Source organism: Bacillus sp. 17RED48 (assembly GCF_019837545.1).
Taxonomy (GTDB): Bacteria; Bacillota; Bacilli; order Bacillales; family Bacillaceae_G; genus Bacillus_A; species Bacillus_A wiedmannii.
Genome location: NZ_JADAXG010000008.1, coordinates 91,602 through 114,348, shown reverse-complemented (window position 1 = coordinate 114,348; position 22,747 = coordinate 91,602). Strand labels below are relative to the sequence as shown.

Here is a 22,747-nt window from a genome sequence, read left to right as displayed (position 1 = left end):
ACAACTCCCCTTGCTACTTTCATGATTATTTTATGGCGGGGGCTTATTATATGTATAAACAATCTGAGTCATCGGAAAAATGATGAATTCGAATATTGCAGTAAAAAGCGTTATTTAGGAGGTGTTACTATGACGCATATACTGGTGATTGAAGACAACCCAGATATACAAGAACTAATTCGTGAATTTCTAATGGCACAAAACTTTACCGTTGATGTCGTTGGCGCTGGAACAGAAGGTATACTTCTTTTCCAAAAAAATTCATACGATCTTGTCCTCCTTGATGTGATGTTACCAGATATAGATGGCTATAGTATTTGTAAAATTATGCGAGGACAATCTGATGTACCGATTATTATGTTAACAGGCTTACATAATGAAGAAAGTGAAATTAAAGGATTTGAATTAGGTATTGATGACTATATTACGAAACCGTTTCATTACACCGTATTTATTAAACGTGTAGAAGCTGTATTAAGAAGGGCAGCAACGAAGGAAGCAGAAACCGCAACTATACTACAATTCCGTGAATTGATGTTAAATTCTACAGCATATGCCGCTTATGTTCATGGTAATCAAATTGAATTAACAACAAAGGAATTTGAAATTATTTATACTTTACTGCAAAATCGGGGAAAAGTATTATCAAGAAGTGATTTGCTGAATAAGGTATGGGGCTATGAACATTATGGTGATGTAAGAGTTATAGATACACATATTAAAAACTTAAGAAAAAAATTAGGGATTCCTTATATTAAAACGGTGAAAGGCATTGGCTACAAAATCGAATCGTAGCACAGACAACATCACCAAAAATATTTTCATCAAAACCTTATTATTTTGTATTCTTTTATCACTTTGTCTTTATCAAATTATTTACTTCCTAGCTTCAAACTACGATAAAGAACGTTTTGCAAAAGAAAATGGAGCGCTGTCTACAGAACAAGCGGATTCAGACAAACAAAACGACCAAAGTAAAACGAATCAAAATAAAGCTGTATCACAGGGAGACATTTTTAATTTCCAATCTTCTATTATAGATTATAAATCACTCTCTACAGCTATCAATCATCTTTTGCAGCCTAGCCAAACTGCAAAAGCAAAAGAACATACACAAAGTAGTACGGGGAAAAATAGCACTTCTGCTCCACTTACAGAGATGGAAAAGCAAGTCGCTACTAATGATGCCTTACATAAACAAAATGCAGCAAGTAAAACAAATGATGCACAAGATAATCCAAAATTAACAGATGTACTGCAGCAATTAGCTCCACATATTGGCGCGACAATGCTTGCATTATCTTTACTCGGATCTTTAATTTATACAAAACTAATTGCCAAACCTTTTCAATTTATGAGCGATGCTTTAAAAGATATTATGAATCTTGATTTCTCAGATAAAAAGCTACTTAACAAAAATACAGACCAAACTGATTTTAATTTACAAGTAGCTGCTTCACAGGTCCCAAATATCGTGAAGAATTTACATGCAAGCAATCAAGATTTAAGAAACGAGCTCAAGAGAGAACAACAATTAGAACAATCTCGTAAAGAATTTATGTCTATGGTATCCCATGAATTAAAAACACCAATCGCAGCCGTTATGGGACAACTAGATGGCATGATTCACGGAATTGGAGCTTATAAAGATAGAGATAAATATTTAAAACGTTCCTATGAAATGATGCAAGATATTAACATATTAACGGAAAAAATGTCGGAATTATCCAAAATACAAAACCCTCAATTTAAACCTGATTTAAAAGTTATCTCATTAACTACTATTATTGAGGATGTTATGAAGAAAGTAGATTACTTTGTATCTGTAAAGCAATTAAATGTTCAATCTAACATTAAGCAAGATGTACAAATTTTAGCTGACCCTAAATTTATTCAAACTGCTATTTTTAACATTATTTCAAATGCAATTCATTACACAATTGACCATCAGCATGTATATATAAAGCTTTATGAAAAGCCAAACGGTTACGCATTAGAAGTACTAAATACAGGTTCACAAATAGATGAAGATAAACTCGCCCATTTATTTGAACCATTCTATCGCGCAAACCCTGACAAACACGGCTTAGTACAAGGTAGTGGTCTTGGGTTATACATTGTAAAACAAATACTAGATAAGCATCAGTTTCCTTATGGGATACAAAACACACCTCAAGGTGTAAAATGCTCCATTGTATTTCCAAAAGCAATGTAAAAACCTACTACAATTTCATACCCCAAATTCATACTTCGTATGAGTGGCGGAATTTTGTAGAGTGTCTTACTCTGTTTCGTTCGCCCGTTGTCCTTATTTGGATAGCGGGCGTTTTTTATTATTTAAAAGGAGGATTTTCATGGAGAAATTTAAGTATTCATTACTTGTTTTATTCGGAGCTTGTAGCTACGGCGTACTTTCAACGATTTTCAAACTCGGATTCATTGATGGATTTTCAGCACATCAACTATTAGGAGGACAATATGTCTTCGGATGGATTGGGCTTCTTCTGCTCGTTCTTTTCGTTTCACGTCATAAAGTAACAAAAAAGCAATTCTTTTCCTTACTAACAGTTGGCACAACAATGAGTATGACTGGTATCTTCTACGCTATTTCTGTAGAAGAACTACCAGCATCTATCGCTGTTGTCCTACTCTTCCAGTTCACATGGATTGGTGTAGTTATAGAAGCAATCGCTAATCGAACATTACCAAGCCGTGAGAAAGTTATATCTATCATTATTTTATTTACTGGAACATTGTTTGCAGGCGGTGTCTTTGAAGGTCTCGGACAAAACTTTTCCACGAAAGGTATTATCTTTGGTCTATTAGCCGCTGTCTCTTTTTCATTCTATGTTTTTGCAAACGGGCGTGTTGCTACAGAAGTTCCGCCTTATACGAAAAGCTTTCTTATGACAACAAGTGCTACTCTTATCGTATGCCTATTCTTCCCGCCAACCTTTTTAACGGATGGTGCCCTGCAAGCCGGTCTTTGGAAATACGCTTTCTTCCTCGGATTGTTCGGCGTTGTCGTACCTGTCATTTGTTTTTCAATTGGTGTACCGAAAGTAGGAACAGGACTTAGTACAATACTAGGAGCAGCTGAATTACCAACGGCCATTATCGCTTCTATTACACTTGTACATGAAGTCGTAACCTTCATGCAGTGGATTGGGATACTCTTTATACTACTTGGCATTTTTATTCCTCAGATGCTTACGGCTAGGAAAGAAAAGAAACATAGTAGCGTGCATAGTGCGTAACAAAAGACCTTTCATTGATTTGAAAGGTCTTTTTCTCTATCTCACTTTACTGCTCCATATAGCTTTTCTATCTCATGCTCGATTTGTTTTACATCAATTCGTTCAAATAGTGGTTGCACACTATCAATTCTATTCGGCAACGTATTTTGAGGCTCCCAATTTCGGTTCACAATCGATAACGTGTTTCTAACTCTTTCACTTGAAAATGGTAAAAACGGTTCAAGGAGATTTGCAAAATTAGCGATAAGATACACACAGTTATAAATCGTTTCTTCGCATGAAACTGGATCATCTTCCCTTTGTTTCCAAGGCTGCCTCTCATCAAAGTATTTATTTGCAAAACGTACGGCATCGAATATTGTTTCTAGCGCCACCTTAAATGTAGTTTGCTCAATCAACTCTCCTACATTTTTATATAATCCTTCTACTTTATCTTTCAGTTCTACATCAATACTTCCCTGCGGCACAATGCCATCATAATATTTTTCAATAAACTTTAATGTCCGGTTCACAAAGTTCCCGTATGCACCTAACAATTCACTATTATGACTGTAAATGAATTCACGCCATGAAAAATCAGTATCACGATTTTCTGGTGCATTTACTGTTAAAAAGTAACGAATAGAATCTGGATTGTAGCGTTCTAATATGTCAGGCACCCATACTGCCCAGTTTTTACTTGTAGATAACTTTCTTTTTTCAACTGTTAAATATTCATTTGAAACGATATGACGAGGAATTGCTCCTTCTCCTATTCCAAGCAATACTGCTGGCCAAATGATGGAATGAAACGGAATATTATCCTTTCCGTGCACATAATATGTTTTCGCTTCTTTATCCCAAAACTCTTGATCATCTTTCCCTGTTTCTTCAGCCCAATGTTTACTCGCCGAATAATATCCTGTCACTGCTTCAATCCATACGTAAATTTTCTTATCTTCATACCCTTCTACTGGAATTGGTACCCCGATTGGTAAATCACGTGATACGGCCCTATCTAGTAATCCTTCCTTTACATATCTCTCTGTTAGCTGAATCGCATTGTCACGCCATGTTCCTTCTTGTTTTGCGATTTCTACTGCCTCTTTAATTTGCTGCTGAAATGTATGCAATGCAAAATAAAAATGCTCTGTTTCCTGTACGGATGGCGTACTACCGCATAACTTACATTTCTTTTCTAACAAATCGAGTGGATCTAAAATAGCTGAACACGCATCACATTGATCTCCTCTTGCTGCTTCATGGCAATGTGGACAAATGCCTTCTACATAACGATCAGGTAAAAACTGCGTACACGTTTCACAATACGCTTGTTCCACTGTTTTTTTATAAATATAGCCTTCTTCCAATAAACGTAAAAAGACATTTTGCACAGTTTCATGATGGTGCTCACTATCTGTACGTGTATAGCAATCATACGTAAAACCAAGGCTACGAAAACATCGCTGGAACTCTTCATGATACTTATCAGCAATTTCCTTCGCCGTCACACCTTCTTGTTTTGCCCTAATTGCAATCGGTGTTCCATTACAGTCACTTCCCGAAACATACAACACATTCTCACCTTTTGCCCGGTAATAACGTGCTAAAATATCTCCAGGTAACAAACTCGCAATATGTCCAAGATGTAACGAACCATTTGCATACGGCCAAGCGCCTCCAATAAAAATACTCATCTTACATTCCTCCTTTTAAATATAAAAAAGCCCCGCCCTTATCTTAAAAAGATAAGGGCGGGGCTGTATAAACAGTCGCGGTACCACCTTATTTCGCCAATTACTCACATAATTAGCCTTAACAAGTACGGAGCTATATGCTCTTATACTGTGGTTTTGATAACGAGTACCAACTCTCGTCGCCGCCTACTATTATCATTTGATAAGTTCAGGACGAAGCTCAAAGGCCATTGTTCAAATGAATATTCTTGCTTCTTCTCAGCTACCGAAGCTCTCTGGACAGAATGATTTCATTCTACTTTTCCTTTTCAACGCTTTTATATATAACACGTATTTTACGACTTAATTGCAGAAAAATCAAACTTAAATTCAAAAAAAAGGAAATTCCCTTCTCCCGCAGAATAAATATACGTTCACAAAAGGAGTGATACGATTGAATCAAAAACAACTAAGCACGCGTAATGAAAAAAGCTGGAATGCAGCTGCTTATGAAGCTTGGACGAATCGCCACGGGGCACCAGCCGATTATGCAAAAAAGCTTATGAAAGATCCCGTGCGCGAAGTAGAACACTATTTACCTTACATACAATCTCCAAAAGGAAAACGTATTATTAACTTACTCGGGTCAAAAGGAAATAAAGCCGTTGCTCTCGCTCTTTTAGGCGCTGATGTAACAGTTGTTGATATTTCAGCAAGTAATGCAAAATATGCAAATGAACTTGCGGAAGCAGCAGGTGTCTCTATCCAGTATGTCGTTTCTGATGTACTAAATGTGCAGCTCTCCGAATCATTTGATATCGTATTACTGGAACTTGGTGTACTCCATTACTTTCTAGATTTAAAACCGCTCTTTCAAAAAATTGCTACCATGCTTAAAGGAGATGGAACGCTTATCCTTCGTGACTATCATCCTGTTTACACGAAATTATTAGGAGTAGACCACCCACCATTTCGGGCCAATGGAAATTATTTCGATGAAGAATTGATTGAAGATGATGTGGCTTATAGCATCCTTCTTACAGAAGCGCAGAAAGAATCATTGCCTAAAACAACCATCCGTCGCTGGACGCTAGGAGAAATTATTACAACACTTGCACAAGAACATTTTAAAGTTGAAAAACTAATTGAAGAACACGGGTCTCATCAAAGGTGGGTCTTCCCTCCTACTGCACCGGAAGGAATTGAAGAACATATACCAGGTCTATATACATTAATTGCGACAGCATGCAAAAAAGGATCCCTTCACGGATAGGATCCTTTTTGCATGCTCACGCATATAAGTTGAGGTTGGAGATTACCATAATTCTGTAGAATAGGACACAAGATATTTCAACATTTCGTCTCTGACTTACGTCGTCAAAAAGGGGTATGACCAACATAACGAAGAGTAATGTTCGTAGTTGATACTGATAATCGTTATCAACTAATTAGAAGTATACATGATGTTATTTCAAATTACAATAGCATTTCTCATTTTTATTTATGAATTTTTTGATATACAAATGTATACATTTTAAGAACATTTCCTCTTATCAATCTGCCATCTTCCATTATCTGCTATAATTTTCATTGAACAGATTAATAACTTCATAATGGTGTTTTTATTAATGTCGTTCTTAATATTTATAAATCATAATAAATAGTTTTTAAAGGTAGGGATAACGATGAAATATGTTAGTATTCGCAAAAAACTACTGTTCACACTCTTAAGCATTTCTTCTTTATTTAGTATTGCTCTTATTGTTATTCTTTCATTCGCTATGAACCAAGCAAGCGAAATTGAAACGTTAAAAAATGATGTATCTAAACGAGCAACAATTTTAAAAGAACGTGGTGATTGGTTCCAAGCACAAGTTGCCGGTTTACAAGAATATTTACTGTCACATGATCAAAAAGGATTGGATAAATTCAACCGAGAAGGAAAAAAACTTGCTGATACTAGAGAGAAAGTAACAAGTGATAAAAAACTCCCAGAAGGAATGAAAGAAGCGATTTTAATGGGAGCAAAATGGCGAAGCGTCATAGATAATGAAGCCCTCCCTCTCGCTCGCGAAGGAAAATGGGACGAAGCATCCAAAATCGCTTTAGCTCAAACCGATTATGTAAACGATCTTTTAAGCCGTTTTACTAAATATGCAAATGAAGAAAATGATAAACGTGACGCATTAATTGCTGACGTAGAGTCTTCTTCATCTCTTATTCAATATATTATTTTCTTCTCTCTTATTACATGTACGTTAACATCTATTTTATTAGCATGGTGGTTCTCTGGTAAACTCGTTAAACCGATACGACAAATTGATGAGAAATTAAAAGAATTAGCCTCTCAAGATGGCGATTTAACTGCTAGATTACACGTAACGAGTAAAGATGAAATTGGTGATATCGCCAATTCCTTTAATCAAATGCTCGCTAACTTACAACGTATCATAAAACAAGTGCAACAAACATCAACAAGTGTAAAAGAAGCGTCTGAAAATGTGTTTATCGAAACCACTGCTTCTATGGAGAATACAGCCAAAACCGAAGAAACTATGAATGCTCTTGCGTATAATATTCGTTCACAAGTTTCAAGTATCGAAGAAAGTTCAACTGCAATGGACGATATGACAACGAGTGTTCAGCGTATTGCAGAATCTGCCTCCTCTGTTGCTAGCCTAGCTGTTACAACTTCAGAAAAAGCAGATAGTGGGAATAAAGTCATTGAGAAATCTATTACACAAATGCATACAATTAACGAAGCTGTTAACGCTACATCACAAGTAGTAGAGCGACTCATTACACATACGAATCATATTGATACTGCACTTCAATCCATTTCTAATATCGCGGAACAAACGAATTTACTCGCTTTAAATGCTTCAATTGAAGCAGCTCGTGCTGGCGAACATGGAAAAGGATTCGCCGTTGTTGCCGATGAAGTACGAAAACTTGCTGAACAATCTCAGCTAGCAGCAACTGACATTAACCATTTACTTCATCAAATTCAAGCTGACACAAAAATAGCAAATGAAATGATGACACAAGGTCAGTCAGAGGCTTCGGAAGGAATTACAGTCATTCGTACCGCTGGATCTTCATTCTCGGAAATTGTTAACCACATTAACAAAGTCTCTACACAAATACAAGAAATGTCTGCAACTGCTGAAGAAATGGCCGCAAGTTCAGAAGAAATGAATGCAGCTTTAAATAACATCGCTTCTATTTCAAATGAAGTTGCCGCCGAAACATCACAAACAGCAACTTCGGCTGGTGACCAAGTAAACAAAATGAGTGTCGTTGCTAAAAAAGCTTCTGAAATGAAAACGACTGTACAAGAACTTGAAGTTCTCGTTTCTCATTTCAAAACAAACGTTTAAAGCGAAACTTTCATTTATACTTCTAGGACCTACAAACTATTAAAAAGAGGGATTTACAATCTCTCTTTTTTTACTTTAAAATATCTCTTTCTATCTCTCATTCCGTCTGCTATAATTCCTAAAGGAAAGAAGAAAGCTTTATTCCAGAAGGAGTAAAGCTTTCTTTCAATTTTTTACATCAATTAATTCTAATACTAAGATTTCACAGAGGAGGCTTTTTATCATATGAATTTTATTAGCATTCGAAAAAAACTAATGTTTATGATGGGAACGATTTGCGCTTTATTTGGCATTGCCTTAGCTTTTATTTTATTTTTTACTATTGATCAATCTCGTCAAGCTCAAGCATTACAAAAAGAAATTTCCCCTTTGGCAACAGAATTGAAAGAACGTGGAGATGCTTATCAAGTACAACTTTCTGCTTTAAGAGGTTATTTATTACAACATGATCAAGTCGAATTAGACAAGTTTAATGAGATGAGTAAACGTCTGGAGGATTCAAAAGATAAACTTCTTTCTAATCCAAATGTTTCTCAGTCCATGAAAAATACAATGGAATCAGGATCGACTTGGAGAAAATTTATTGAAGAAAAAGTTTTCACTCTTGCAAAAGAACAAAAGTGGGAAGAGGCTTTACAAGTAGCTTATGCAGAAAATGGTACTGTTTATAAAGTAATTGGTGACTTCACAAATTACAGTAATGAACAAGCTAAGTTACGTGATCAATCTATCAAAAAAATTGATCAATCTTCACTACAAATTGAATATGTTGTCTTCTTATCACTTGTTATTTGTATTATCGTAGCTATGATTCTTGCATGGTGGTTCTCTGGTAAACTTGTAAAACCAATTCAACAAATCGATAGTAAACTAAAAGAATTATCATCTCAAGAAGGTGACTTAACAGCCCGCCTACAAGTAAATAGTAACGATGAAATTGGTACGATTGCAACATCATTTAATAAAATGTTAGAAAACCTACAACATATCATCAATCGTGTTCAAAAAACATCCGTGGAAGTACAAAATGCTTCTGAAAATATGCTAGAAAAGACGAATATATCACGTGAGGCAACAATAAAAGTTCAAAGCACGATGTCTAGCTTAAATGCAAGTATTCAATCGCAAACTGCTAGCATGGAAGAAAGCTCAACTGCAATGGATGATATGGCAGTAAGCGTTCAGCGTATTGCTGAATCAGCTTCATCTGTAACTGAACTTGCTGTAACTACATCGGAACAAGCTAATGATGGAAGTACTGTTATTCAAAAATCCGTTTCACAAATGACAACGATACACGACGCGGTAAATGCTACGTCAGAAGTGGTCGAACGTCTAATCACCCACACGAAATATATTGATACAGCTGTACAATCTATTTCTAATATCGCAGAACAAACAAACTTACTTGCTTTAAATGCATCTATCGAAGCAGCTCGTGCTGGCGAACAAGGAAAAGGTTTCGCTGTCGTAGCTGACGAAGTTCGAAAACTTGCTGAACAATCTAAAACAGCGGCAACGGATATTAACCAATTACTACATCAAATTCAACAAGACACTGAAACTGCTAGTTCGATGATGTCACAAGGCCGTTCTGAAGCATTTGAAGGCATTCATGTCATTCGTGAAGCTGGCAATTCTTTCACAACGATTGTGGAACAAGTAAATAAAGTATCTACTCAAATGCAAGACATCTCAGCAACTGCTGAAGAAATGGCTGCAAGCGCTGAAGAAATGAACGCTTCACTGAATAACATCGCTTCTATTTCGACTGAAGTGTCTAGTGAAACAGCGGCAACAGCACAATCTGCTGAGAAAAAAGTCACTACAATGAATGAGATGACACAAACTGCTAAACAAATGAAACAAACAGTTGAAGAATTAGATCAACTCGTATCTCATTTCAAAACTGAATAGCTTTCAAAAAATATTCCTCTTTCAAGAGGAATATTTTTTTGAGCTCATTCCCTGCATTATATATATATATCCGTTATAATGAGAACCGATATCATTAATATGTAGGGGGTGCTACACATGTCACAACAAGCATTTGAAGAAAAGTTATATGCAAACTTAGAAGCTGTTATTGATCCTGAACTAGGTGTTGATATTGTTAATCTTGGATTAGTTTATGACGTTACAGCAGATGAAAATAATAATGCTGTCATTACGATGACGATGACTTCTATTGGTTGTCCAATGGCTGGGCAAATTGTATCAGACGTAAAAAAAGTATTATCAACGAACGTACCTGAAGTCAATGAAATAGAAGTAAATGTCGTTTGGAATCCGCCCTGGTCTAAAGAACGCATGTCACGTATGGCGAAAATCGCATTAGGTATTCGCGATTAAATAAAGAAAGACCTGACATCCTAGTCAGGTCTTTTTCTCTTATTATTTTACGCCTACTGCATCATAAGCTTTCGTTACAGCTTGTACAGCTTTAGAGTTTTTACCATATAAATCTTCAGCTGACTGCAGAGCAGCTTGACGCATCATCTTAAAGTCAGAGTTTGCAGTTAAGTATTTCGTAAGAGCACGGTAATAAATTTTTTCTGTCGCTTCACGGCCTACTCCAGTTACTTTCACACCGTAATGCTCTCCGCCATCAGATACTAAATATGCAGCTTTATTGTTAATACTACTGTTAATATGAACGCCGCCATTATCAGCTGTTCCAGTGTAGCGTTTATTGTAATGATCTGGGTAACCTTCACCTGGTTTTAATGGATTTGGAATAGATGCTGGATCTTTCAGAGAACGAAGTGCATCACCAGGTTTTCCAGGTGTATAAATGTCAGCACCTAAATCCCAGCTCTTCTTCTCAACCATGACACCCATAATATCAGATAACGATTCATTTAACGCACCTGACTCATTTTTATAAACAAGGTTTGCTGTATGTTCAGTTACAGCATGCGTTAATTCATGACCGATAACATCTAATCCAGCAGATAATGGAATAAACGTCGTACCGTCTCCATCACCATACATCATTTGTACACCGTTCCAAGCTGCGTTATTCCAGCTTTCTCCGACGTGAACAGTAGAAATAAGCTTCGCACCTTTATCATCGAAAGAGTTACGATTAAATGTCTTTTTGTAGTAATCATATACTTTTCCTGCATTTACATGCGCATCAACCGCTGCTTTATCTTCGAAGAACTTAGATTTACTCTCAACTTCTTCTCCTGTGTATCCAAGCCATTGTGAGAATAAGTTAAACAAGTTTTCATCCATATTTTCTGCATCAAATGTATGAACACCTTGTCCTCGTTTACCATCAAACAAGTTGAACGCTCCTGTTTTCTCATCTTGAGCAATTTCAAATGATTGTCTATCGCCTAATACTCCGTAACCAAATCCTGTAATGTGATCTACAGCGTTATATTTCTCAATCACATTTCCATTCGTTGCATCAACAAAATAATGCCAGTATCCTGGAGCTGGTTTTGAAATCGATGCTTTAACTAAGTATGCAAGATAGTACTTCCCATCTTTTTCATACACAAATAAATCTTTTTTCACACCGTCATAATTCTTTACTTTACCAACTTCTTTTTCAATATCTGCCTTTGCAATCGTTTCAGCTTGCTCTGCACTAATATTTGCAAACGCAGGAATATTTTTATCCTCTAAATTCGGAATAACTTGTCCGAAGAATGCTTTTACATTATTTTCTTTATCTAGTGTAACAGTCTGATCTGAACCATACACAGGAATATTATTATGTTTTTCAACTAACTTCACATGTGTCGTACCAGATTCAGCATCTTTTTCCTCCCCAACGACATTGAAGTGTTTATCAATATTTCCTGCTAATTTAAACATATCTTTCTTACTCTCTAAATATTGAAAGACCGTCTCTTTTTTATCTAGTCCTTCTGGTGCTTTCCATTCTTCACCTATGTATGCAGGTGTTTTAAATTCTTGATGATATTGAATTTTTTGTTCTTCTGCTTTCGTTGTCGTTGCTCCAAATGTTCCAAATCCCCCGGCTATAACAGTTAACGCTAATGCTGATGAAATGACTTGCTTTTTCACTATAACATTCCCCATTCCCATAAAGATTTTTGACACTTTTATACAATTCTTATTTTTCGGGCTAATACCTTTTTCTAAATATTGAGAAAGTTTTTTTCTGACAATTCCACTCAAAAAAAGAGGACATCAATTCGATGTCCTCTTTTCCATAAACGTTCTATTGTCTTTTCAATTCGATTGCTAAATAGTGTGATTGCTCTTTCGCTTCAATATGAATATCTTCTACTGCTTCTGCTGCATCACGCATAACAAGATTTTCACCATTTATTACACTACTCCCTTCAATTTGTACAAGGTACAATTGACGGCCTTCTTGCACCGGGAAATGAATTTCTTTTCCAGCATCTAACGATAAAGAATATAAATTCGCATCTTGGTGAATACGAATTGGTGCCTCTCCTTCTACTGGAGATACCATATGGAACCATTCATTTTCACGCTTGCTCCAATCAAATGTAAACTCACCATAGTTTGGTTTATGATCCGCACGATCTGGTAAAATCCAAATTTGTAATAAACGTAGTGTTTCATTTCCTAAATTATGCTCGCTATGAAATACACCTGTGCCAGCACTCATATATTGAACATGTCCTCGCTCAATTGTTCCGCGATTCCCCATGCTATCCTCATGTGTTAAAGCACCATCTACAACGTACGAAATGATTTCCATATCGCGGTGCGGATGCATATCAAAACCAGTTTGTGCCGCTACTAGGTCATCATTAATTACACGCAATGCTCCAAAGTTCATGTTATTCGGGTTATAGTAATTCGCAAAGGAAAAATGAAAATGTGTATTTAACCAACCGTGATTTGCTCTTCCCATATTTTTATGATCAACTTTTCTAAACATATCCTTCACCTCATATTATCTCGAATTCAAGATTTATTTTAAAAATTTTTCTCACTGTAATTTTTTTAGTAATTGTAATAATTGATGTTGTTCTTCTACATTTAAATTTTGAAACTGCTCCGCTTGGAACGTTTCTTGAGGCGGGACGATTTCTTCATATAAAGCTTTTCCCTTTTCTGTTAACGAAATATATTTTGTAGTACCTTCTTGTTCACGATGAATCCACTCCAGCTGCTCCATTTTATTTAATAGCTGCGTGATATTTCCCTTCGTAACAAATAGTTTATTTCCGAGCTCTTGCTGCGTTAGACGATTATGTCCTCCAACTTGAGCTAGCACATCAAACTGAGCGGCAGATACATTCCATTCTTTCAAATGCTGATTCGTCTCACGAATACTTTTGTTATAAAAACGTGATAAACGAAACCATAATAGTAATCCGAGTCTATCTTCTGTCTTCATTCTATCACCTCGCTCATTTCATACCATTAGTTTAGAACTAAACTTCATAAAAGTCAATCACTTACTTTTAGTAATCAATAAAGAAAGCACAGTGCCATTTCTCCACTATGCTTTACATTAACTTTCTATTTTTATATTCATCTAACTTCCTCTCCGCGAACTTTCTCGCATCTTTCTCAATCCATCTATCTTCGTACACTTCACTTCCAACATACAATACTTCTCTCTTATGCTGCATCGCATGACGAAACTCATGCAGTAGTGTTTTGAGCACCTGCTCGTACTCTTCCCACATACAAACAAAAATTAATTGTTTTTCTTTATGATAAAAACCACCTACTGGGAATAAGAATTCCTCTTCTTCTTCTCCTAATGATAGAAGCACATGATTCGCATCACACGTATCACAAAAAACAACTGGTGTTTTACATACTTCAATCAGTGAAAACAAATCATCTCTAAGCCTTTTGACATCCCAAGGAAGCTCCGAATCCAACACATACCAATTCTCAACTTGTTGATATACATTTTGAAACTGGAGTTCCATTTCTCTATAATCCCCTTTCCAAACTCCCTTTTCCTATATGTATGCCACAATATGTAAAATATTAAACCTACTCTTTCCCCTTTCGAAAAATGACAATAAAAAAAGAATCTATGTCAGCATAGATTCTTTTTACGTAATCACTTTTTTTTCATCATTTTTTTTAATACAAAGTAACCAATTGCACAAACAATAGCTGCAAGTGCAAAGTATTTCACATATGGCCCAGCTACTTTATTAATACTTTCCCACTCTGTTCCTAATTTAAAACCTAAATATACAAATACAATTGACCATGGAATAACAGCTAATGTAGTTAGCGTAATAAACTTAGCATGTGACATTTTCGCAATACCCGCTGGTATCGAAATAGCATGACGCACAACAGGAATAAAACGCGCTGTAAAAATAACACCAGTTCCGTAACGATTAAACCAATCTTCAGCATAATCAATATGTTTCTTTTGAATTAAAATATATTTTCCATATCGCTCAAGGACGGGTCTTCCTCCGTACCGACCGATCCAATAAATGAATAGTTGTGCGATTACACCACCAATTGTACCGAACGCGACAGCGCCCCAAAACGTAATGCTTCCTGTTGATACTAAATAACCTGCATAAGACAATACGATTTCACTCGGAATAACCTCTAACATCAATCCAAGCATAATTCCCCAATAACCAAGTCCTTCTAGAAAAACTAAAACAGAATGAATCAACTCTCCTAACATCATGTACCTCTCTTTACTGTTTTCATTGCAAAAAATAAAAGTACAAGCAGTAAATATCTTGTACTTTTATTTTTAAAAATTAGTTAGTCTTCGTATCCCACTTAAAGATTCTATTTAAAAATTTATATACATTCTTTGACTCTTTCGTCAGAAGTGGACCTAAGATGGATAGTATAAGCACGTATAGTGCCGAGAATGGTTTCAAGACTGACATTAAACCACCGGCGATGCCGATATTGGCCATAATGATGGAGAATTCTCCTCTTGAAACGATTGTTAATCCAATATTTGTTGACGCTTTATGAGATAATCCAGCTTGTCGCCCTGCAATCATTCCTGCAACAAAGTTTCCGATGATTGTAAGAAGGACAGCACCTAACGTTAACCATATCGCTCCGCCTAATGAAAACGGATCAATGCTTAATCCGAAACTGAAGAAGAAAATAGCTCCGAAAAAGTCTCTAAATGGAACAACGAGATGCTCAATTCTGTCACTATGCTCTGTCTCAGAGAAAACTAATCCTAAGAGAAGTGCTCCAATTGCTTCAGCAACGTGAATTGTTTCCGAGAAACCTGCAATAAAGAATAAAGAAGCAAATACTACAATAATGAAAATTTCATCCGAACTAATATTGAGCAATTTATTTAATAACGGCGTCGCTTTTCTAGCTACAATAAAGAATAGAAGCATGTATCCTAAAGCAATCCCAATTGAAGTAAGAGCACCTAGGAAGGAAGCATGATCCCCTAGAACTAAACCAGAGACAACTGATAAATATACAGCAAGGAATATATCTTCAAACATAATAATTCCTAAAATTAATTCGGTTTCATTATTACCAGTTCTTCTTAAATCCACTAACACTTTAGCAACGATAGCACTAGAAGAAATCGTAATAATACCCGCAATAATTAAGATTTCTAGTAAAGGGAATCCCATTATAAACCCGTATAATAATCCAAGTGAAAAGTTAATTAAAATATAGATTGTTCCGCCAATCGCAATGGAACGTCCAGATTTAATTAGTTTTTTCATCGAAAACTCTAGTCCTAGGTAGAACAGAAGGAACAGAACGCCAATCCGTCCAAGGAAGGAAATTACACTCGCACTTTCAATAAATTTGAGATCAATAACACCTATTGTCGGTGCATGCGGTCCTACTAACATTCCAAGAACAATTAGAAAAGGAATTACTGAGAATTTAAACTTTCCAGCAATTACCGCCGCAATTGCTACTAAAACTAAAGCTGTACCAACTTCAAAAATTAACGTATCCATCTAGTCAGTCCCCCTATTCGAAAGTAACTCATTAATAATTTTTTTAATTTCTTCTCTCTCACCTGAAACTACAAGCATATCGCCTTCTTCAATTACCGTTTCTGGTCCTGGATTGAACAGCTTTTTCATATTCTTTTTCATAACTGCAATAATCGTTACGCTATATGTTTTTCTTATTTCAAGGTCGCCAATTGTTTTTCCGATTGCCGGAGCTGCATTCTCCACTTTAAACCACTCAATTGCTAAACCTTCAAAGACCATCTCAACATTTTCTAATGCTCTAGGTTTGTATACCATTCCACCTAATATTGCTGCAATTTGTCTCGCCTCTGAGTCACGTAATGAAATACTTGAGATACTTTCTTCATGATCTGAATCAAAATGATACATTTCTCTACGCCCATCATCATGAATGACAATCACCATCTTTTCGTTACCTTTCGTAACGATTTGAAACTTATAACCAATACCCGGAAGTTCACTTTCTCTAATATTCATATTTAGCTCCTCCATAACTTCTTTATTTTAATTTTCTGTTTTTCTGTCTTTTGTTCATCCAATCAATTTTAGAAATTCTAACCATTCAGGATACCTATGACTTGGAAATCTTTTATTGTAATAATAAGTGGCTCCTAAAAAGATACTTAAAGATGTAATGATAAAAAATATATTACTTCTCATTTTCAAACTCTTAAGGCTTATATTCAATAAAGATTCTTCTTTCAAATTATCCCCTCTTTCTCGTTTTAAATTTAGTTTTTTAAAATGTAAATAATTCTAAAAATATTACGATGTAACATAATCATAACACAAAATACGTTTATGTAACATAATTTTTTAGAAAAATTGATTCTCGTATATTTTTTGCATATAATTTTCTTATTACGGAAAAAAGGAAGTGTATTATATGGTTGATATCTTTAGCAGATTCCTTGAGGTAACGAATAATATTTTATGGTCATATATTCTTATTGCAATGCTAATCGGCTTCGGTCTTTATTTCTCTTTCAAATTAAAATTCGTCCAAATTACTCATTTCGGTGAGATGGTCAGTTTAATTAGTAAAGGGTTTAATCGAAAAGAAAAAAAGAAAGATAGCATCTCTCCATTCCAAGCATTTTGCTTAAGTGCAGCGGCACGTATCGGTATCGGAAACTTAGCTGGTGTAGCATTAGCCATTTCAATGGGTGGACCCGGCGCAATATTTTGGATGTGGTTTATCGCTATCCTTGGAGCAGCTACTAGTTTCGTAGAATGTACGCTCGCGCAAATTTATAAAGTAAAAGATGGAAGCAGGTTCCGTGGTGGACCAGCATATTACATGGAAAAAGGATTAAACAAACGCTGGATGGGTGTTTGGTTTTCACTTCTTATTACAGTTGCGTACGGATTAATTTTCAATTCTGTACAAGCAAATACAGTAACAATAGCGTTTGAAAATGCTTTTGGACTAGAGCGAACGATCGTAGGAGCTCTATTAGCTTTATTAGTTGCAGTTATTATTTTTGGTGGTATCAAGAGCATTTCACGTATTACAGAAATGATTGTCCCTCCAATGGCGATCATTTATATCGGTGTGGCTATTTTTGTCGTAATTAACAACTTCAATATGTTACCAAGCATTTTTACAGAAATATTTAACAGCGCATTCGGTTTAGACCAAGCTATCGCTGGTGGTATTGGAGCAGCAATCAAATTCGGAATTCAGCGCGGTTTATTCGCGACAGAAGCAGGTATGGGTAGCTCCCCTAACGCAGCAGCAACATCAGATGTATCTCACCCTGTAAAACAAGGACTTGTTCAAGCATTAGGTGTTTTCGTAGATACATTCTTAGTATGTACATCAACAGCGTTTATCGTATTATGTTCTGGACTTTACAAAGGATCGACTTTAGAAGGTATTGAATTAACACAACGAGCATTAAGTTCACAAATTGGACCGTGGGCAAGCACTTTCTTAGCGATTATTATTTTCCTATTCGCTTTCAGTTCTTTACTAGGAAACTACTATTATGGTGAAACAAACATCGCATTCATTAAAGAAAGCAAAACATGGTTACTGATTTATCGTGTTGCAGTTGTCGGAATGGTGTTCTTCGGATCTATCGCTGCCCTTCAAACGGTTTGGAGTTTAGCTGATTTCTTTATGGGACTAATGGTATTCACAAACTTAATTGCCATCTCATTCCTTAGCAAGTTTGCATACGCAGCCTTAGTAGACTATATAAAGCAAAAGAAACAAGGAAAAGATCCTGTCTTCATTGCAAGTTCTATCCCTGGTTTACAGAATACAGAGTGCTGGGATGGACAGGATATAGAAGAGAAGCAAAAGGCTGTATAACAATTAAAAGCGGAGGTGACTTGCTCAGAACAATCGGTCACCAGAGCTGGATAACATCTAAAAGCCAAAGCGGCTCTTTTAGAACAAGAGCTATATATCAAACAAAATCCCTATTACTCCACAGTAATAGGGATTTTTATTTATAACAGTTCATAATTTGTTCAAATTAATTCCAGCAAAAGGGTTGATTTATATCAATTACTAGATTATAATAATTATAAATTAGTAATTGATATAACATAACAACTCAAAAGGAGATTGATCATAATGAACAAACAAGTAATCGAAGTATTAAACAAACAAGTAGCAGACTGGAGCGTTTTATTCACAAAATTACACAACTTCCATTGGTACGTAAAAGGGCCTCAATTCTTCACATTACACGAGAAATTCGAAGAACTTTACACAGAATCAGCTACTCACATCGACGAAATTGCAGAACGCATTTTAGCAATTGGTGGCAAACCAGTAGCAACAATGAAAGAATACTTAGAACTATCTTCTATTCAAGAAGCAGCATACGGCGAAACTGCAGAAGGAATGGTTGAAGCAATCATGAAAGACTACGAAATGATGCTAGTCGAACTGAAAAAAGGCATGGAAATCGCTCAAAACTCTGATGACGAAATGACATCTGACCTACTACTAGGCATCTACACAGAACTAGAAAAACACGCTTGGATGCTACGTGCGTTCTTGAATCAATAATAGAACTAAAAGCGGAAGCGGCTTGCTCAGAATCGCAGGGCATTGGAGCTCTCGACCTTGAAGCGCTTTTTGCTTCGAGCGAGAGAGCGAAATGACCGGAGATTCTAGCTACTGGAGCTGGATATCACCTAAAAGCGGAAGCGGCTCGTTCAGAGTCGCTTTTTTTCTATGGAGTGGTCGCACATATCAGTACATGAAATTTATATCAGCGATTTTCCCAATATATCGACTTACCGACAAATCACGACAATATTAGCACCTCTCTCCTCTACTTTTATCAATATATTACAATCTTTTTTATGTTAAAATATAGGTAACACCCTTTAGTAAAATAGACCCAAAAAAGCTTTTCCATATTCATCATTTACTACTTAAATGGCGGGAGTGGTTCAGTTGAAAGACTACTTAATTAGAGCATTTTTTGCGTTAATAACAGTTGGGATTGTCTTACTTATAGCTAATATTTTCAATATACGTGTCGAGGTGAAAGACTATGCTTTCCTCGTTGTTGTAGCAATTGGTGGCGGCTGGGGTGGCTGGTACCTGTATAAGAAACAAAATAATAAAAGTGATAAAGGCATTCCGAAGTAATATGGAATGCCTTTTTTGTATAATACACAATTAAGCTTAAATCACTAATAAAAGCCGTCCACAAAAAACATCATATAAACCCATACTCTATGGTAAATAAAAAAAATTCATTTTGAATATAGAAATAGTCCAAAATCCTGCATAACAGAGGTATGACCCATTTGCCGCAACATTGTGGCTATATTCCCACGGTGATATGCTCCGTGGGTGACGACGTGTAGTATTGTTTCAGAAACCGTCGTATCCAGGTACCCAGCATATGGATTATCAACCTCAAACACTTTTTCATAATCTTGTTGACTACTTAAAAGTTCTTTATATCTTTTAGATAATTCATAAAAACTAGTTTCCATTTCCTCAATATTTTTTGTTTCCAGCTGTTCTTTCAATTGATCTGTGTGTACCATTGCATCACTCATGCTTTTACCAGAAATAATCTCGAGCCAGGCTAAATCTGTAAGGTATATGTGAGACATTACTTTTGCCACCGAAGAAAAACCACTATTAACTTCCTTATGGAAAATGTCTTGCGGTAGTTCTTTTAAGCGATTTAAAATAACTTCATTTGCCCATAAGTGGTAGTTATACATTTTTAATACAGCACGACCCATGCTCATTTCTCCTCCAATTTTCATTTTAATGATTAGATTATGATACATAGCTGATTAAAAATTCATAAAGGATTACATCTATAAAATTTATTCTGATTTCGATTAAAAAAACCTCTATTAACTTCATAAAAAACATTCCCTATCTTCCACAATCTGCCCCTTTAACGGAACAGTTCTATGTCACTCAATAATTCCTTACTTACCTTTTATTCAGATGTTCTTTTTTTAGTCAGCAAAACATACCTCCATCTATACTTCCACTCTTCCAACGATTTCACATCTCACTATCAATATATTTAACCAGATTAAAAACACATACCTTTTTACGATAAAAAAGACATGTGTTTCCAAAAATCTATATAAAAATCAAAATGATAAAATTCAAACCGCTAATACAACCAATTGCAATAAACATGCTAAAACTCTGTACATCACCAGCTAGACTATACTCATCAACGATAAACCCAGACATAAACAACGTTATCGCGGCCACACCGATACACAATATCGAAATAAGCCAAAGCGAAAATTCATTAATTAGCTCTTTCTTCTGTGTTGAAACAATTAGCATAACAAGAATAGATGCTGCTAAAATATTTTTAAAAACAGGACGTAAATACACAAACTCCTCCATCTATTTCTCCTTTTCCAAAAACATTACATCTTAACATTAACATATTTAACCAAATTAAAAACACATGCCTTTTCAAGATAAAATGACATGTGTTTCCAAAAACATCTATAAAATTGTATTATGATAGCTGCTTCCACTTCGTTCCTAAAACAGGACGCTCATAATTTTGGATTGCATGAATTAGTTTATCTGCCGTCTCAGCTGAAACGATCAACTCTTTATTTGATGGATTCATAAATCCTTCTTCTGCTGCACGTTCAACCATTTGCAAAATTGGCCCATAAAAGCCTTTTATGTTCAATAAACCAACCGGCTTATTATGTATACCAATTTGTGACCAACATACTACTTCAAATAGCTCTTCAAACGTTCCGTATCCGCCTGGTAATGCAATAAAAGCATCCGCAAGCTCTGCCATTTTCGCTTTGCGCTCGTGCATCGTTTCTACTTCAATTAATTCTGTTAGCCCTGTATGAACAATTTCTCCTCGGAATAGACCGCGTGGCATAACACCTGTTACACGTCCGCCTAAGCGAAGAACTTCATTTGCCACTTCTCCCATTAATCCAACGCAAGAACCACCGTATACAAGCTCATAATCGTTCTCAACAAACATTTTTCCTAACGCTATTGCCTGCTCTTTAAATTCTGGTCTCTCCCCTAAGTTGGAACCTGCAAACACACAAATCTTTCTCATTCCTACACCCCGAAACTATATATTGTTATGATACAATGAACATTGTACAACATATTGAAGGGATGAGGAAGAAATGGATATCGTCGCATTTCAAAGATGGGTGGAGGAATTTTACGAAAAACGAAGCTGGTCACAGTATAATTCCTTTATTCGCTTAAATTTCTTAACAGAGGAAGTTGGAGAAGTTTCACGCGTTGTTCGCGCCATTGAAATTGGTCGTGATCGTCCTGACGAAAAAGTGAAAACAGAAGAAGAGCTAAAACAGGAACTAAAAGAAGAACTTGGTGATGTACTATCCAACCTTATTATTCTTTCAAAAAAATATGATTTAGATTTACAAGACATTATGGAGGCTCACGTCACAAAGCTTTCGAAAAGGTTCGAGACATCAAAATGAGAATATTATCAATTATGGTATAATATTCTTGTCACAATACTAAGGGGGATTTTATGTTATCTAAAAAATTGCACGACGCATTAAACGATCAAATGAACTTTGAATTTTACTCTGCCCACGCTTATATGGCAATGGCTGCTTACTGTACATCTGAGAGCTATGATGGATTCGCTAACTTTTTCCTTGTACAAGCTGAGGAAGAACGTTTCCACGCAATGAAGCTTTATAACTACATTAACGACCGCGGTGAGCGCGCTATTGTTACTGGATTTGATAATCCGAATAACGAATATGAATCTGTACTGAACGCTTTTGAAGTGGCACTTGAGCACGAGCGTGAAGTAACGAAGCGTATTTACAACTTATCTGATATCGCTTGGGATGAGCGTGAGCACGCAACAATTACCTTCTTAAAATGGTTCGTCGATGAGCAAGTAGAAGAAGAAGCTTCATTCGATAGCATCATCCAAAAATTAAAACGTATTACAAGCGATTCAAACGCACTATTTATGCTAGATGCTGAATTAGAGAAACGTACATTTACGCCTCCTGCTGAATAG

General features: G+C 35.9%; 23 protein-coding genes and 1 other annotated feature. Of the genes, 12 read left to right on the top strand and 11 right to left on the bottom strand.

Features of this window, described 5'->3' with window-relative positions:
• Positions 1 to 129: 129 nt before the first annotated feature.
• From ILT06_RS25450 to ILT06_RS25440, 3 genes are all read left to right on the top strand, one after another.
• Entirely contained in the window at positions 130 to 795 is a 666-nt protein-coding gene (locus ILT06_RS25450) for a response regulator transcription factor (RefSeq protein WP_000148838.1), read from the top strand.
• On the top strand, positions 773 to 2,215 hold the full coding sequence (locus ILT06_RS25445; RefSeq protein ID WP_000201984.1) for a sensor histidine kinase: 1,443 nt from the start codon (positions 773 to 775) through the stop codon (positions 2,213 to 2,215). Before ILT06_RS25450 ends, ILT06_RS25445 begins: the two co-directional genes overlap by 23 nt.
• A gap of 139 nt (positions 2,216 to 2,354) precedes the next feature.
• On the top strand, positions 2,355 to 3,257 hold the full coding sequence (locus ILT06_RS25440; RefSeq protein WP_222655643.1) for an EamA family transporter: 903 nt from the start codon (positions 2,355 to 2,357) through the stop codon (positions 3,255 to 3,257).
• 41 nt (positions 3,258 to 3,298) lie between these two features.
• Here ILT06_RS25440 and metG read toward each other — a convergent pair whose 3' ends face one another.
• Positions 3,299 to 4,933 carry a methionine--tRNA ligase gene (gene metG / locus ILT06_RS25435; protein ID WP_064476255.1) on the bottom strand — a complete coding sequence of 545 codons (1,635 nt, stop codon included), beginning with the start codon at positions 4,931 to 4,933 and terminating at the stop codon, positions 3,299 to 3,301.
• 50 nt (positions 4,934 to 4,983) lie between these two features.
• Positions 4,984 to 5,254, bottom strand: a binding site (T-box leader).
• A 112-nt stretch (positions 5,255 to 5,366) separates the two neighbouring features.
• Here metG and ILT06_RS25430 point away from each other — a divergent pair.
• The 4 genes from ILT06_RS25430 to ILT06_RS25415 all read left to right on the top strand — a co-directional run bounded on the left by ILT06_RS25430 (position 5,367) and on the right by ILT06_RS25415 (position 10,644).
• Entirely contained in the window at positions 5,367 to 6,185 is an 819-nt protein-coding gene (locus tag ILT06_RS25430) for a class I SAM-dependent methyltransferase (RefSeq protein WP_222655642.1), read from the top strand.
• 412 nt (positions 6,186 to 6,597) lie between these two features.
• The gene (locus ILT06_RS25425) at positions 6,598 to 8,292 is read left to right on the top strand and encodes a methyl-accepting chemotaxis protein (RefSeq protein WP_064476254.1); all 1,695 of its coding nucleotides are present in this window, start codon (positions 6,598 to 6,600) and stop codon (positions 8,290 to 8,292) included.
• Between the two features lie 225 nt (positions 8,293 to 8,517).
• A complete protein-coding gene (locus ILT06_RS25420; protein WP_064476253.1) occupies positions 8,518 to 10,209 on the top strand; it encodes a methyl-accepting chemotaxis protein in 1,692 nt (563 codons plus the stop codon).
• 117 nt (positions 10,210 to 10,326) lie between these two features.
• The gene (locus ILT06_RS25415; protein WP_000082523.1) at positions 10,327 to 10,644 is read left to right on the top strand and encodes a metal-sulfur cluster assembly factor; all 318 of its coding nucleotides are present in this window, start codon (positions 10,327 to 10,329) and stop codon (positions 10,642 to 10,644) included.
• A 42-nt stretch (positions 10,645 to 10,686) separates the two neighbouring features.
• On the opposite strand, the gene nprB is transcribed toward ILT06_RS25415, so the two are convergent.
• The 7 genes from nprB to ILT06_RS25380 form a co-directional block, all read right to left on the bottom strand.
• Positions 10,687 to 12,336 (bottom strand): neutral protease NprB, encoded by a 1,650-nt coding sequence (gene nprB, locus ILT06_RS25410; RefSeq protein WP_064476331.1) that lies wholly within the window; start codon positions 12,334 to 12,336, stop codon positions 10,687 to 10,689.
• 157 nt (positions 12,337 to 12,493) lie between these two features.
• Positions 12,494 to 13,189: a pirin family protein gene (locus tag ILT06_RS25405; RefSeq protein WP_064476252.1), complete on the bottom strand. Its 696-nt coding sequence runs from the start codon at positions 13,187 to 13,189 to the stop codon at positions 12,494 to 12,496.
• Between the two features lie 51 nt (positions 13,190 to 13,240).
• Positions 13,241 to 13,651, bottom strand: a complete 411-nt coding sequence (locus tag ILT06_RS25400) for a MarR family winged helix-turn-helix transcriptional regulator (protein WP_000845460.1) — start codon at positions 13,649 to 13,651, stop codon at positions 13,241 to 13,243.
• A gap of 112 nt (positions 13,652 to 13,763) precedes the next feature.
• Entirely contained in the window at positions 13,764 to 14,198 is a 435-nt protein-coding gene (locus tag ILT06_RS25395; protein WP_000422829.1) for a DUF3920 family protein, read from the bottom strand.
• Positions 14,199 to 14,335: 137 nt separating this feature from the next.
• Positions 14,336 to 14,929, bottom strand: coding sequence for an undecaprenyl phosphate transporter UptA (gene uptA / locus ILT06_RS25390; protein ID WP_000900214.1), 594 nt, complete (start codon positions 14,927 to 14,929; stop codon positions 14,336 to 14,338).
• Between the two features lie 79 nt (positions 14,930 to 15,008).
• On the bottom strand, positions 15,009 to 16,208 hold the full coding sequence (locus ILT06_RS25385; protein WP_064476251.1) for a cation:proton antiporter: 1,200 nt from the start codon (positions 16,206 to 16,208) through the stop codon (positions 15,009 to 15,011).
• Positions 16,209 to 16,706, bottom strand: coding sequence for a cation:proton antiporter regulatory subunit (locus tag ILT06_RS25380; protein WP_001026069.1), 498 nt, complete (start codon positions 16,704 to 16,706; stop codon positions 16,209 to 16,211).
• A 409-nt stretch (positions 16,707 to 17,115) separates the two neighbouring features.
• Here ILT06_RS25380 and ILT06_RS25375 point away from each other — a divergent pair, with 409 nt between their 5' ends.
• From ILT06_RS25375 to ILT06_RS25365, 3 genes are all read left to right on the top strand, one after another.
• On the top strand, positions 17,116 to 18,549 hold the full coding sequence (locus ILT06_RS25375) for an alanine/glycine:cation symporter family protein (protein ID WP_064476250.1): 1,434 nt from the start codon (positions 17,116 to 17,118) through the stop codon (positions 18,547 to 18,549).
• 267 nt (positions 18,550 to 18,816) lie between these two features.
• On the top strand, positions 18,817 to 19,257 hold the full coding sequence (locus tag ILT06_RS25370; RefSeq protein ID WP_001041897.1) for a Dps family protein: 441 nt from the start codon (positions 18,817 to 18,819) through the stop codon (positions 19,255 to 19,257).
• Between the two features lie 393 nt (positions 19,258 to 19,650).
• Positions 19,651 to 19,848, top strand: coding sequence for a hypothetical protein (locus tag ILT06_RS25365; RefSeq protein WP_000656328.1), 198 nt, complete (start codon positions 19,651 to 19,653; stop codon positions 19,846 to 19,848).
• A 107-nt stretch (positions 19,849 to 19,955) separates the two neighbouring features.
• Here the strand turns inward: ILT06_RS25365 and ILT06_RS25360 are convergent, their stop codons facing one another.
• The 3 genes from ILT06_RS25360 to ILT06_RS25350 all read right to left on the bottom strand — a co-directional run bounded on the left by ILT06_RS25360 (position 19,956) and on the right by ILT06_RS25350 (position 21,790).
• Positions 19,956 to 20,459: a DinB family protein gene (locus tag ILT06_RS25360; RefSeq protein ID WP_088047825.1), complete on the bottom strand. Its 504-nt coding sequence runs from the start codon at positions 20,457 to 20,459 to the stop codon at positions 19,956 to 19,958.
• A 355-nt stretch (positions 20,460 to 20,814) separates the two neighbouring features.
• Entirely contained in the window at positions 20,815 to 21,093 is a 279-nt protein-coding gene (locus tag ILT06_RS25355) for a hypothetical protein (protein ID WP_222655641.1), read from the bottom strand.
• A 118-nt stretch (positions 21,094 to 21,211) separates the two neighbouring features.
• Positions 21,212 to 21,790 carry an LOG family protein gene (locus ILT06_RS25350; RefSeq protein WP_046955625.1) on the bottom strand — a complete coding sequence of 193 codons (579 nt, stop codon included), beginning with the start codon at positions 21,788 to 21,790 and terminating at the stop codon, positions 21,212 to 21,214.
• 73 nt (positions 21,791 to 21,863) lie between these two features.
• Between ILT06_RS25350 and ILT06_RS25345 the strand changes: the two genes are divergently transcribed.
• Together ILT06_RS25345 and ILT06_RS25340 are read left to right on the top strand one after the other, a co-directional pair.
• Positions 21,864 to 22,187, top strand: a complete 324-nt coding sequence (locus tag ILT06_RS25345; protein ID WP_064476247.1) for a MazG nucleotide pyrophosphohydrolase domain-containing protein — start codon at positions 21,864 to 21,866, stop codon at positions 22,185 to 22,187.
• A 53-nt stretch (positions 22,188 to 22,240) separates the two neighbouring features.
• Positions 22,241 to 22,747, top strand: coding sequence for a ferritin (locus tag ILT06_RS25340; RefSeq protein ID WP_061678977.1), 507 nt, complete (start codon positions 22,241 to 22,243; stop codon positions 22,745 to 22,747).